Source organism: Acinetobacter rudis, from assembly GCF_031157835.1.
Classification (GTDB): Bacteria; Pseudomonadota; Gammaproteobacteria; order Pseudomonadales; family Moraxellaceae; genus Acinetobacter; species Acinetobacter rudis_A.
In genome coordinates, this window is the sequence record NZ_JAVIDR010000004.1 from 101,893 (window position 1) to 115,708 (window position 13,816).

General features: G+C 38.5%; 12 protein-coding genes and 1 pseudogene. 7 read left to right on the forward strand and 6 right to left on the reverse strand.

Going from position 1 to position 13,816, the window contains the following annotated elements:
• Positions 1-2: 2 nt before the first annotated feature.
• The 3 genes and pseudogenes from RFH42_RS06200 to RFH42_RS06210 all read left to right on the forward strand — a co-directional run.
• Positions 3-782, forward strand: coding sequence for an IclR family transcriptional regulator (locus tag RFH42_RS06200; RefSeq protein ID WP_308974727.1), 780 nt, complete (start codon positions 3-5; stop codon positions 780-782).
• A 323-nt stretch (positions 783-1,105) separates the two neighbouring features.
• Positions 1,106-2,317, forward strand: coding sequence for an MFS transporter (locus tag RFH42_RS06205; RefSeq protein WP_308974728.1), 1,212 nt, complete (start codon positions 1,106-1,108; stop codon positions 2,315-2,317).
• Positions 2,318-2,587: 270 nt separating this feature from the next.
• Positions 2,588-2,698 (forward strand): annotated as a pseudogene (locus RFH42_RS06210) (L,D-transpeptidase family protein); the annotation flags it as partial.
• A gap of 81 nt (positions 2,699-2,779) precedes the next feature.
• On the opposite strand, the gene hppD reads toward RFH42_RS06210, so the two are convergent.
• The gene (gene hppD / locus RFH42_RS06215) at positions 2,780-3,838 is read right to left on the reverse strand and encodes a 4-hydroxyphenylpyruvate dioxygenase (protein ID WP_308974729.1); all 1,059 of its coding nucleotides are present in this window, start codon (positions 3,836-3,838) and stop codon (positions 2,780-2,782) included.
• A 302-nt stretch (positions 3,839-4,140) separates the two neighbouring features.
• The gene (locus RFH42_RS06220; RefSeq protein ID WP_308974730.1) at positions 4,141-5,535 is read right to left on the reverse strand and encodes an amino acid permease; all 1,395 of its coding nucleotides are present in this window, start codon (positions 5,533-5,535) and stop codon (positions 4,141-4,143) included.
• 210 nt (positions 5,536-5,745) lie between these two features.
• Here RFH42_RS06220 and fahA point away from each other — a divergent pair, with 210 nt between their 5' ends.
• From fahA to RFH42_RS06235, 3 genes are read left to right on the forward strand one after another with little or no spacing between them, the layout of a single operon-like run.
• A complete protein-coding gene (gene fahA / locus RFH42_RS06225) occupies positions 5,746-7,032 on the forward strand; it encodes a fumarylacetoacetase (RefSeq protein WP_308974844.1) in 1,287 nt (428 codons plus the stop codon).
• Between the two features lie 12 nt (positions 7,033-7,044).
• Complete coding sequence (gene maiA / locus RFH42_RS06230) at positions 7,045-7,683, forward strand: maleylacetoacetate isomerase (protein ID WP_308974731.1); 639 nt, start codon at positions 7,045-7,047, stop codon at positions 7,681-7,683.
• A 23-nt stretch (positions 7,684-7,706) separates the two neighbouring features.
• Entirely contained in the window at positions 7,707-8,252 is a 546-nt protein-coding gene (locus tag RFH42_RS06235) for a VOC family protein (protein WP_308974732.1), read from the forward strand.
• 5 nt (positions 8,253-8,257) lie between these two features.
• On the opposite strand, the gene RFH42_RS06240 is transcribed toward RFH42_RS06235, so the two are convergent.
• The 3 genes from RFH42_RS06240 to RFH42_RS06250 form a co-directional block, all read right to left on the reverse strand.
• Complete coding sequence (locus tag RFH42_RS06240; protein ID WP_308974733.1) at positions 8,258-9,091, reverse strand: SMR family transporter; 834 nt, start codon at positions 9,089-9,091, stop codon at positions 8,258-8,260.
• Between the two features lie 149 nt (positions 9,092-9,240).
• Positions 9,241-10,125, reverse strand: coding sequence for a dihydrodipicolinate synthase family protein (locus RFH42_RS06245; protein ID WP_308974734.1), 885 nt, complete (start codon positions 10,123-10,125; stop codon positions 9,241-9,243).
• A gap of 4 nt (positions 10,126-10,129) precedes the next feature.
• Positions 10,130-10,912, reverse strand: coding sequence for an aldolase (locus tag RFH42_RS06250; RefSeq protein WP_308974735.1), 783 nt, complete (start codon positions 10,910-10,912; stop codon positions 10,130-10,132).
• Positions 10,913-11,017: 105 nt separating this feature from the next.
• Between RFH42_RS06250 and pdxR the strand changes: the two genes are divergently transcribed.
• Entirely contained in the window at positions 11,018-12,484 is a 1,467-nt protein-coding gene (pdxR, locus tag RFH42_RS06255) for a MocR-like pyridoxine biosynthesis transcription factor PdxR (protein ID WP_374990817.1), read from the forward strand.
• Between the two features lie 77 nt (positions 12,485-12,561).
• Here the strand turns inward: pdxR and RFH42_RS06260 are convergent, their stop codons facing one another.
• Positions 12,562-13,752 (reverse strand): benzoate/H(+) symporter BenE family transporter, encoded by a 1,191-nt coding sequence (locus RFH42_RS06260; RefSeq protein ID WP_308974737.1) that lies wholly within the window; start codon positions 13,750-13,752, stop codon positions 12,562-12,564.
• Between the last annotated feature and the right edge of the window lie 64 nt (positions 13,753-13,816).

Consider the following 13,816-nt stretch of genomic DNA (forward strand, 5'->3'; position numbering starts at 1 on the left):
AAATGAGTGAAGAAAAAATATCCGGTGGTGTACAGTCACTGGAGGTTGGATTGTCTGTATTAAATGCTTTGTTGGAACATAATCAGCCTATTATTTTAAAGCAATTGTCTGAAAAACTTGCGATGCATCCTGCTAAAGTCCACCGTTATTTGGTGAGTTTAATTCGTATGAATTATGCGCAGCAACTTGATGATGGACAGTATGCCCTAGGTGATCAAGCATGGCGTTTAGGACTCAGTTGTATTCAACATACTGATCGATTGCAATTGGTACAACATCTTATTTATGCATTACAAGCACAGGTGGGTTGTGGTATTCAAATTTGTAAATGGTCACCTCAAGGTCCTGTGGTTATTCAGTCTCTTGAGTCAAATCAAGCCATTTCAATTGTGACTAAAGTTGGATCGGTAATGCCTTTGCTCAATTCAGCTGCAGGCCGTTTATTTGCTTCTTATATGCCTGAAACCATGATTAAGCCAATGATGCAAACGGAATGGCAACAAGAAAGTCCCTATGCTCGCACAATTGTTCCTGCAAATTGGGACGATTTTTTGATTATGAAACAGAAGATTATTGCTGAAAAACAATCTGTAGTGAAAGGTGATTTATTGGTGGGAATCAATGCAGTCGGTTTCCCAATTTTTAATAGTCACCAAGGAATAGAATATTGTTTAACTGCATTGGACAATGAAAGCTATTTAGCACTGGAGAATGACTGTGATAAGTTGAAATTATTACAGTTAGGTGTACAGAGTATTAATCAGTTTTTATTAAATCATTGAGGATGTTTGGCTTGATAGTGTTCCACATGAAACCTAGAGTATTGTGGTGACATCTTAAAATACAGCAAATGCTGATGTTTTAAAAAAACTTCTGAATAACATATCACTTTGGAATTGCTGCTAATTTTATAAGTTACTTTGTTTTCTATGAATTTTTCTGATTAAGTGACAAGCATTATTCATACTTATTCCAATTTGGATTCAAACTTAAGTCTCAAACTGTATCGCAATGATCAAATAGTATGTGACTAATCTCATTTGTTATTATCTTAAACCCTGAAGTGATTTTAAAAGCAAGCGGATTCAATTCCTTTGTGTGTCTGATGAACAAAGAAAACATGAGTAGAGAAAATATGGTCAACTCACCTCAACCAGTTGGTTACCGTGCTTGGTTGGCAGTGATATCTGTGGCGCTAGCAATTTTTGCAGTTGTGAGTGCGGAAATATTACCTATTGGTTTGCTGACACCTATTGCACATAGTTTAGATCAATCCGTTGGGCAGAGTAGTTTAATTATTTCATTGCCTTCATGGATTGCTGCAATTACTGCCCCTTGTGTTGTGCTCTTTTTTAACCGCATTAATCGGCGTGGTTTATTATTATTTTTTATGCTGTTGTTACTCGGCTCAAATTTAATGGCTGCATGGGTAACTCATTTTCATTGGTTGTTATTTGCTCGTATATTGTTTGGTATCTCAATGGGCGGAATTTGGTGTATGGCTGGTAGTCTAGCCATTCGTTTAGTTCCCTTACATGCAGTGGGTTTAGCAACTTCAATTATTTTTAGTGGTATTGCTGCTGCTTCTGTACTTGGTGTTCCCTTGGGTGTTTATTTAGGCGACCTATGGGGCTGGCGTTTTGCATTTATTTGTATTGCCGTTATGGTGGCGATTGTATTTTTGATGTTGTACTGGTCATTACCATCTTTAGCAACTGATCCTACTACACATTGGTCTTCTAGCTTAAGAGTGCTTAAACAAAAGAATATTTTATTTGGTTTAGCGATTACTGTTTTTATGGTTATGGCTCAGTTCTCTGCGTATACGTTTATTCGACCATTACTGCAATCCGTATCTCAATTTTCAGATCAACATATTAGTACATTACTTTTAGTTTATGGCTTCTTTGGCATATTAGGTAATTTCACCGCAGGTTATTTTGCCCAGAAATATTTGTGGCAAACATTATGTACAATCTCAGTATTTACTGGCCTCTCTTTGTTGTTATTTGCTGCCTATGGAAACTCTCAGTCTATTAGCATTGTACTGTTATTGGTTTGGGGGATGGCATATGGTGGTGTGTCCGTATCATTAATGACATGGATGATGCGTGCTGCGCCTAAACAAGTTGAAATCGCATCAGCCTTTAATATATCAATGTTTAATTTATCAATTGGCTTGGGAGCATTTACAGGTGGGTTTATTGTTGATCATATGGGGCTACAGCAAAACTTAATGAGTGCTGCTATATTGAGTGCAATCGCTGCATGTATTATTGCTTTATGTGTCAAGACAAGAAATCAGCCACATATTTGACTTGATGTTGAAGATTGTGAAATAGAGTATAGATGATTGGTGTAAGCTTTTGCTGACACAGAATAGGGATTTTAGCTGCTATACAGATTTTTCACATTTACATATTATGAACACATAGAGAACAGGATGTTCCAAAACATAAAACAACAATGATAAGTTCAGCACCAGGATAGTGAGGGATGACAGGAGTTGACCCTAAGACTGAATATGAAAAAGCCTGACAGGATGTCAGGCTTTTTTAATTTAGAGCTAACGCCAAGGTTGATGAGTTATTTACCTCAAAAGGATTGGACTCTAGGATGTATTGCAGTCCGAAATGTAGATATAGATAAGATTTGGCAGTTGGTGGATAACCATATCGTGATTGATATATATCCCTAATCTATGAGGCTTATAATGATGAGTTTGGAATAAATATGCCTAAATACTCTACTTAGTATTTAGGCATGGTATGGTTATTCACTAGATATCAGTATTTAATACGCCACGACGGATTTGATCACGTTCAATCGATTCAAAAAGCGCTTTAAAATTACCTTCACCAAAACCATCATCATCTTTACGTTGAATAAATTCAAAAAATACAGGACCAATCATATTTTCAGAAAAAATTTGCAACAGTAATTTTTTTTGTCCATCTTTGGTTTGTCCATCAAGCAAAATACCACGTTTTTGTAATTCTGCAGTTGGTTCACCATGCTCTGGTAGGCGTTCCTCTAACATTTCATAATATGTATTGGGTGGGGCAGTCATAAACTTAAGATCTAGACTTTTTAATTTGTCCCATGTTGCTAATAAATCATCAGTAATAAAGGCAATATGTTGGATACCTTCACCGTTGAAGTCTGTGAGGAATTCAGCAATTTGACCGTTGCCTTTATCTGAATCTTCATTAAGAGGAATGCGAATAAGACCATCTGGAGCAGTCAGTGCTTTGGAGGTTAAACCTGTATATTCACCTTTAATGTCGAAATAGCGAATTTCACGGAAATTAAAGATTTTCTCGTAGAAGTTTGACCAGTATTCCATTCGACCTTTGTAAACATTATGAGTGAGATGATCAATTTCGTTTAGGCCTACACCGACAGGATGACGGTCAACATCATTAAAGAAAATAAAGTCATTTTCATAAATATCACGGTCAACTAAAAAAATCGGCATTCCACCAATACCTTTAATTGCTGGGATATTAAGTTCCATAGGACCAACTTTAGAGTGGATTGGTTCTGCACCTAGCTGAATGGCTCGATCAAATGCCTTTGCTGCATCAAGTGTTTTAAACCCCATTGCGCAAGCCGAAGGCCCATGTTCTTGAAAGAAGAAAGAGGCATACGATTCAGGTTGATAATTCAAAATGATATTAATATTACCTTGTCGCCATAAATGTGCATTTTTAGATTTATGTTGAGCTACCTTGGTAAAACCAATCGTTTTAAAGATCTGATCAAGTTCGCCATCTTTAGACACAAACTCAATAAATGCAAATCCGCACAGTTCTAAAGGGTTCTCTAAAATATCCATTTATATTTTTCCTATCAGTTGGTTATTGCCTCTCGGCGCACCTAATATGTGAAGTCCACTTTTTGTATACTTGAGCATCACATGTGTAATGTAATTCCGTCGCTCTAAGCTGTTTTATGGTATTAGGACTATGCATATTAAGCTGTTGAATAAAGCTTACTAAAAACCATTTTGTTATGCAATACATAATTAAATTACATAATTCATAATTTTATTTGTGATCTTCTAAGTATAAAAAAGCCTCTGTAATATAGAGAACAAAGGCTTTATTTATATGTAAGGCGTATCGTATGGTTTTGCTTCTAATCTAAAATAATATTATTTGAGATACTCTTTTGCCGTTTTTTAATAAAGTAAGCGGCTGTTAAACAGAGAACCCAAGCAGGTAACATCCATACTGCAATTTGCATGTCTGGACTGATTGCCATGACACATAAGATTGCCAACATAAAGACGATACACAAATAATTACTCAGTGGATAAGCAAAACTGGCAAATTTTAATGCTCGTCCTTGTTGTTGCATATGTTGACGAAACTTAAGGTGAGTTAATGAAATCATCACCCAGTTAATTACAATCGCAGCAACAACCAACATCATTAATAGGCCAAAGGCTTTTTCAGGGAAGATGTAATTAATCACGACACAGATTGCACTGGCAAGAGCTGAAACCAGTACAGCATTGGTTGGGATGCCTCGTTGATTAATACGTGCTAAAGCTTTCGGTGCATTACCTTGTTGAGCCAAACTCAACAACATACGGCTGGTACAATAAGAAATACTGTTATAAACCGAAACAGCAGCAGTTAAAATGACAAAATTAAGCGCTGTTGCCACACCAACACTGTCTAATGTGGCGAAGATCATAACAAATGGACTGCCACCTTGAGCAATGTGATTCCATGGGAATAAAGCCAATAAGATAGTTAGTGTTGCGATATAAAATAATAGTACTCGGTAGACGATTTGATTAATTGCTTTGGGTAATGTTTTCTCAGGCTGATGAGTCTCTGCCGCCGCAATTCCCACCAATTCAATGCCTCCAAAGGCAAAAATAATCGCGGCCATTGCCATGACTAAGCCTTGCACACCATTAGGAAAGAAGCCACCTAATGCCCAGAGATTACTAAACCCAGCTTGTGGTCCAGCTGTTCCTGTTGCAAGCAAATATGAACCGAAACCAATCATGGCTAAAATGGCAACAACTTTAATAATTGAGAACCAAAATTCCATTTCTCCGAACAGTTTTACATGCAGTAGATTAATTCCATTAATAATGAGAAAGAAAGCTAGTGCAGATACCCAAGTTGGGATCTCGGGCCACCAGTATTGAACATAAAGCCCTATAGCACTCAGCTCAGCCATACAGACTAAAATATTTAATACCCAATAATTCCAGCCAGAAATAAAACCAGCAAAAGGGCCCCAATACTTTTGTGCAAAATGGCTAAATGAACCGCTAACAGGTTCTTCTACCACCATTTCACCTAATTGACGCATCATTAAGAATGCTATTAATCCTGCTAGCGCATAACCTAATATAACGGAAGGACCCGCCATTTTTATGGATTGAGAAATACCTAGAAAAAGCCCAGTACCAATTGAACCACCAAGTGCAATAAGTTGAATATGTCGACTACTTAAGCCTGCTTTGAGTTGGCCAGAGCTTTGATTAGGCACTGTGTTATTTTTATCCATATGCATAATTACTCCATGTAAAATTATGTATTGCATAATACGATCGGGTTTTACTATATCTCAAAACGACGCTAAACGTTCAATAGAAATTAGACATAAATTACATTATTTGTAATTTTATTATGTATTGCGTAATTATAAAAAGTGCGTATGATGAAATAAATCAATGCTAGTCATAGTAAAAAAGCGATAAGACAAGGAACGCTCATGATAGATACGTCACTTACTTCATTTATTGAGATTGCTACAGATAGTGATTTCACACTGCACAATCTACCTTATGGTATTTTTAGCGAGCGTATAGATGGTCCAAGGCGAGTTGGCGTTGCTTTGGGAGAGTGGGTTATTGATCTGGCTGCTCTGGAACAAGGTGGTTTACTGGGCTTAGAAACCACAACTCAATATTTTTCTCAGCCTAATTTAAATGCATTTATTGCTGCAGGTAAGCAACAGTGGTCTCGTGTACGCCGTGCGTTACAAAGCTTATTTTCTAAAGATAATCCTAAGCTGCAACAAGATCATGCACTACTCAAAAAAGTGCTGTTTGCACAGGCTGAGGTTTGTTTGCATTTACCAATTCAAGTTGCTGGTTATACTGATTTTTACTCTTCAAAAGAGCATGCAACAAATGTGGGATGTATGTTTCGTGATCCGAAAAATGCTTTATTGGCAAATTGGAGCGAATTACCTGTAGGTTACAATGGTCGTGCGAGTTCAGTGGTGGTGAGTGGGACAGAGATCATTCGACCTTCAGGACAAATTAAAGCTGCTGATCAGCAAAGACCGACCTTTGCTGCCAGTCAAAAATTAGATTTTGAATTAGAAACAGCATTTGTGGTCGCTAAAAATACTTCATTGGGCCAGCCAGTAGCAATTGAGCAGGCTTGGGAACATATTTTTGGTATGGTACTTCTGAATGATTGGTCTGCACGGGATATTCAACAATGGGAATATGTTCCCCTTGGCCCATTCAACTCAAAAACGTTCGCGAGTGCAATTTCTCCTTGGATTGTGACCTTAGAGGCACTTGAACCTTTTAGAACAGCAGGTCCACAGCAAGCTCCTCAACCTTTGGCTTATTTACAAGAAGACCATCAAAATAACAGTTTTGATATCAATTTATCCGTAGAAATTATTCCTGTTGGGGAGACTCAAGCAGATGTTATTTGCCAAACCAATTTTAAATATATGTACTGGTCGATGGCACAACAACTGACACATCATACGGTTTCTGGCTGTAATTTGCAGGTAGGTGATTTAATGGGGTCAGGCACCATTTCTGGTGCAGCACCAAATGCCTATGGCAGCTTGTTAGAACTGACTTGGAACAATACTAAACCCTTACAGCTCAGCCATGGAAAAAGTCGTGGTTTTATTGAAGATGGTGACAGTATTGTTATGAAGGGTTATGCAGAAAAAGACGGTATCCGTGTCGGTTTTGGGGAAGTACGAAATCAAGTTTTAGCAGCACTTGATTTTAATTTCCCTGTCAAATAAGGCAATTTCATCATGCAACTGTATAGCTATTTTCGCAGTTCGGCAGCTTATAGAGTCAGAATTGCACTCAATATTAAGGGGATAGACTATAGCATTATCCCTGTCCATTTACTCAAAAATGGTGGGGAGCAGCATGGTGCAGTTTACCGCCAGATCAATGCCAGTGAATTGGTTCCGACCTGGGTTGATGATTCGGTAACATTGGGACAGTCGATGAGCATTCTAGAATATTTAGAAGAACGCTATTCATCACCAGCATTGTTACCTTTTGACTATGCCGAGCGTGCTCAGGTTCGTAGTTTCGCTCAGGCAATCTGTTGTGATATTCATCCACTGAATAATTTAAGAGTATTGCAATATTTAGTTGATGAAGTGGGCATGGATGTAAAACAAAAACAGCAATGGTATCAACATTGGGTTGAGCAAGGATTTCAGTCTTTAGAGACACAGCTGACACAATCAAATGGTCAGTTTTGTTTTGGTCAACAGCCAAGCTTTGCAGACTGTTGTCTGATTCCCCAAGTCTATAACGCACTGCGTTTTGATATCAACTTAAGTAAATTTTCCAAAATTCAATCTATTTATCAACACTGTATGACGATTCCAGCCTTTATACAGGCGGCACCAGAACAGCAAGTTGATGCGCAATAACAGGAATAAAAAAGGAGTTTTTTATGACATTTGCAATCCAAAAAATTCATCATGTAGCATATCGTTGTAAAGATGCACTAGAGACGGTTCAGTGGTATAAGACGATGTTGCATATGGATTTTATTTTAGCTTTTGCGGAGGATCATGTTCCTTCAACCAAAGCTTTTGACCCTTATATGCATTTGTTTTTAGATGCAGGGCAAGGCAATGTTTTGGCATTTTTTGAATTACCTACGCAACCTGAAATGGGGCGTGATGAAAATACGCCACAGTGGGTGCAGCATATTGCTTTTGAAGTTGCTAATCAGGAAGCCTTACTCGCTGCAAAAGATCATTTAGAGCAAAATGGTGTGAAAGTACTTGGTGTAACAAATCATGGGATTTTTCACTCGATTTACTTTTTTGATCCTAATGGCCATCGGCTTGAACTGACTTATAACGATCCACATGCTGCTGATAAAATTGCACGAATTACTGAAGAAATGAAAACAGAAATGTTAGAAGAGTGGACAAAGACGAAACGTGCGCCACACCACACGCATTTTTTGCATGAAACTGAATTGGGATAAAGTATTTAGGCCAGCCGCAGGATGAGTATACCCAGTACAATAATACCTGCGGAAAGTAGGCGTATCAGGCCTACTTTTTCTTTGAGTACAAAAATTGCGATGATTAAGGCAAATAAAATAGAGCTTTCACGTAATGCTGCGATCATTGCGACAGGGGCTTGGGTCATCGCCCAAAGTGCTAAGGTATAAGACCCGATTGTACAAATACCACCTAAAATACCAAAGTACCAATATTTTTTGAGGTATTGCCAGTGCTTAGTTTGATGATTTAAGGCCAGACTACTGAGCATCCATAGTCCTGTGAGTAAAAAAATCCAGAGTGAGTAGGCAATAGCTGAGCCAGAATAGCGTGCTCCTATTGCATCGAGTAGGGTGTAGCTAGCGATGACGACAGCATTCGACAGCGCAAGTATTAAAGTTTTACCTTGTATAGTGTGTTTAGTACAGAGCATAAATAATATTCCAATACACAGGATTATTATTCCGCCCCAAGCCATGCTATTTAACTGATCGTTAAATAATACGATACTAGACAGGGCAACAATTAATGGAGCACTACCTCTCATCAAAGGATAGGCCTGACTCATATCTGCAATCTGATAAGTCTTTGCTAATAAAACAAAATATATAATTTGTAAAATGACTGAACCTGCAATAAATGGCCAACTTTGTGGGCTAGGTACAGGAAAAAAAGGCAATAAAACTAATGCCCATAATGCAGCCGTGCCTGTGACCAATACAGTCGTTAAATATTTATTCGGTGCCGATTTAACTACCGCATTCCAGGTTGCATGGAGTAATGCCGCAAATAAAATAATTGAAAATACTATCTCAGACATGTGATTATTTTTACTCAGCAAAAGACAGGTTTAATACTGAGTTTTACTTGAAAATTCGACTGATACAAGAGCGTAAATTGAGCATTTTGATTATTTTAGGCATCCATATAGCAAGGTCTTGGCCTCACTATATGGTGTGTATTTTGGGCTTAGGCAGTTGTTGCTTGTTTGATTAAGGTTTTTAAGTGTTCAATTTCTGCTGGGGTTGCGCTTTGTAATGGCTTGCGTGGATCTCCAACGCTAAAACCTAGCTCATTTAAGCCTGCTTTTACAGTCTTCGGTAGACCGCCTTGTACAACGAAACGTAATACAGGAAGTTGTTTATAAAACAGCGTTTGGGCTTGTGCTAAATCACCACTTTTTATGGCTTGATAAAGCTGGCGAGGGAGCTTGCCTAATAAGTTTGGTGCAACTGTACACCAGCCACTTGCACCAGCACAAAACGCTTCTAATGCGAGTGGGTTACACCCATTGTAAAAAGGTAATTTGCCTTGCGTTAATTCATAGAATTTATGCATACGCTGAATATCACCCGTACTGTCTTTGACCATACATATGTTTTCAATATCTTGGAACATTTTTACAATCAGTTCTGGTGACAAGTCTACGCCACTGGTCGCTGGGTTGTTGTAGACCATAATCGGCAATTTTGTTGCAGCGGCAATTTGCTGATAATACTCATATATTTCTTCATCGGTGAGTTTCCAATAAGAAATAGGAAGAACCATAATCACATCAGCACCTAGCTGTTCAGCCATTTTTGCTTTCTGGATGGCCATTTGGGTCGTCAGTTCTGAAATACCTAAAATCACAGGCACTCGATGGTTCACAACTTCAATACTTTTTTCAGCAACCTGTTGCCATTCAGACCAAGATAAATAGGCACTTTCACCTGCACTACCTAGAGGTGCAATCGCATCACATTCTTGCTCAAGTAAACTATTAAGCGTGATGGTGAGCGCATCAAAGTCAAGCTCTTGTGTGTCTGCTTTAAAAGGTGTGATGGGATAAGCAATAATACCGTTGAGTTTCATGAGATTATCCCTCTAAACAGTCTTTGTGAGTTTTTAATGCCTTGCGTGCGTAGTAAGCAAAGTTGACTTGATTACGTTTTTGAGTTGAGACCCAGTCATGGGCTTCTTTTGCAAGTTCGTGTGGAATCTGTTGAATTTGCCCTGCTGCCATTGCTAAAAGCTGTAGGCGTGCGGCACGCTCAATTAAAATAGCTAAATTACAGGCTTCTTCAATTGTTTTACCAGTAACCAACTGACCATGATGAGATAACAAAACTGCACGATTTGTACCTAGAGCTCCAGAGATTAAAATCCCTTCTTCATTCCCTACAGGGACACCAGGCCATTCTCCGACAAATGAGCAATCTTCATATAGGGCGCAGGTATCCATATGTGAAATGACCAATGGCACACGAAGCATAGACAATGCAGCAACATGTGTTGGATGGGTATGAATAATGCAATTTACTTCAGGGTGTTGTTTATAAATCCAAGTATGAAAACGGTTTGCAGGATTTGCCATACCTTCACCGTTGAGAGGTTTTAAGTCCTCATCTACTTCAAGGAGATTATTTGCTGTGATTTCATCGAAACCTAAACCGAATCGCTGCGTGATGAAAGTATTGCCTTTATCAGTACGACTGGTAATTTGTCCAGCAAGACCTGCGTCATGGCCATGATCAAATAAAATACGACAGGTCAGTGCGAGTTTTTGTTGGTCACTATAAGATTCGTCTTGAAAAAGCTGTTGCATACTGTTCTGAGCTTTCTGCATTAATTGCTGTTTGTTAAGTAATGCCGTTTCCATAACATGTCCTATTGAGTTGATTTGTAAATACAACAGGGTCAGAATAGGAAATCCTTGGAGGGTTTAAAATATCCAGTTTTAAAAACTTATATGGTCCAGAATGCTATGCAACAGCCTTGGAAAGTTCGATTTCATCTCTCAGCCCGAAAAGAAAAAACACTCTTTTTAAAATTGGCCAATCAGATTATTCAGGAAATTTTATCTGGTCGACTCGCCTTAGGTACTCGTTTACCTGGTTCACGTACTTTGGCTGAGGAGCTAGAGATTAATCGTAAAACCGTGCAGCTGGTTTACGAAGATTTAGAAGCACAAGGTTGGTTAATTTCTAAATCTAGGCAGGGTACATTTGTATCTGGGCATTTGCCAGATTTGAAATCGCAAGCAAAACTAAAGCCTACAGTGCAGACCTTAACTGTGGGGGATGAATCTACTCCAAGGTTACCAGAACTGAGTATTAAAAATGATGGTATACCCGATACTCGACTCATTCCCTATGAGCTTTTTTCTCGTGCATATCGTCGGGCTTTGATTCAGGTTACTCGTCAACAAATTATGGGGTATGCAGATCCTCAGGGCAGTCTAGAGTTACGACAAGCATTGTTAGCTATGCTGTCTATGGAACGTTTTATTTCTGCGACAGTTGAGCATATTTGTGTTGTGCGTGGCAGTCAAATGGGCATTTTTCTTGCAGCTCGTGTTTTGGCTAAGCAACAACTACAAGGCCGAGTGATTATTGTAGAGCAGTGGTCTTATCCACCAGCATTAGATACTTTCTTATCTAATTATTATCAGGTTATTCCTGTGCGATTGGATCAATATGGTTTAGATACAGAACATCTTGTTGAGCTACTGCAAACTCATGATGTTGCAGCGGTCTATACGACTCCACATCACCAATATCCAACTACGGTTTCCATGTCGATGGATCGTCGTTTAAAGCTATTGGAACTATCTCAATCTTTTGATTTTTATATTATTGAGGATGACTATGATCACGAATTTCATTATGACAGTCGTCCAATTCCACCTTTAATGAGTTTGCCTAATTCTGAAAATGTTATACACATTGGCTCACTCTCAAAGGTTTTTGCACCAAGTTTAAGAGTTGGATATGTGGTGGCCAATCTCAAGATTATTCAAGCGATGTGTCAGGACATTTTGTTAATTGATAAACAAGGGAATTCAATCACCGAGTTGGCAATTGCTGAACTTATGCAGCAAGGTGAAATTAAACGGCATACTAGAAAAATGCGTAAAATATATCAATCGCGACGTGATTTTGCTGTGCAGTTATTTCAACAAATTTTTCAGCATAATGTAGAGTTAACGACACCGGCAGGTGGTATGGCATTATGGATAAAATTTAATTTATCTTATCAGCCACATTATGCTGACTTGCTGTCCAGTTTACATATTGATTCAGAGTATAGTTTTGGTTCGTTATTCTCAGACTCAACCAAGCCTCATTTTTACATTCGTTTTGGGTTTGCAGCATTGAGTGAGCAAGAAATGAGACAAATCATCGAACAGTTACATTATATTTTTATCGAATCAGTGAACGAAGAATCATGACTTTGGTTGAGGTAACGCTGAAAACGTAAAATAACATTATGCTGGACATAATGTTATTTTAGAAAAAATCATTCGGATTATTTTTTTACAGTCGAGCTAAGTATCCAATGGGCGATGAGTCCTAATACCAAACCCCAAAATGCTCCTCCAATTCCAAATAATTGAATATTAGCTGTCGTTGCTAAAAATGTAATCAGTGCGGCTTCACGATGGTGATTATCTTGAATGGCATTGGCTAAGCTACCCGCAATCGTCGCAAGTAAAGCCAAACCTGCTAGTGTGCTAATAAATGGTTGAGGAAAAGCTGCGAATAATGCTGCAAGGCTTAAACCAAATATACCCACCAAAATATAAAATATACCCGCTGCAATTCCTGCTATCCAACGTCGATTGGGTTGTTCATGTGATTCTTTACCAGTACAAATCGCAGCTGTGATTGCCGCTAAATTGAATGCATGTGAACCAAATGGTGCCATGAGCATTGAACCAATTCCTGTCACAATAAGAATAGGTTTGGCCCGAGTTTTAAAACCATCATTTTGTAACACTAATAAACCGGGCATATATTGGCCAGTTAGCGTAATTAAAAATAATGGTATTGCAACACTTAATAGGGCGTTAAGTGAAAATGCTGGTGCTGTAAATATTGGTGTAGTTAGTGTAAGGCTTAATCCTGAAAAATCGATACGTGATTGCAGCATTAAAAAGATAATACCAAAAAGCAAAACACTCACAATCGCATAGCGAGGAGACAATCTCTTGGTGATTAGATAGATAAAAAATAAAGTAATTGCTAGTAATGGGTCGATGCTCATATTACTAAAAGTAGAAATACCAAATTGTAGTAATATGCCAGCCAACAAAGCTGATGCAACACTCGCAGGAATTAAACGAATGAGTTTTTCAAAATAGCCGGTGAATCCCAAAATAACAAAAGCAAGGGCTGAAAGTATATAAGCTCCAATTGCTTCAGCATAGGGTACCGCAGCCAATGCGGTGATTAAAAATGCTGCTGCAGGAGTTGACCACGCCGTGATAATCGGCTCACGTGTATACCAACTCAGTAAAATACCACTCACCCCAACACCAATTGAAATGGACCATACCCAAGACGCTGTGAGCTCTGCATTGAGTCCAGCAATTTGAGCAGCTTGGAAGATTAAAATAAATGTACCGCCATAATTAACAATGACTGAAATTAATCCAGCAATGGTTGGTGGGAGTACATCTGAAATACCGTAGGAAGTGTTAGAGCGTAAAGAATCCATCGCATGGCCCTCTAAACTGTTTTGAAAATTAGAGTGCTGAGTTTAATGAGCTAGGTGGTACCAT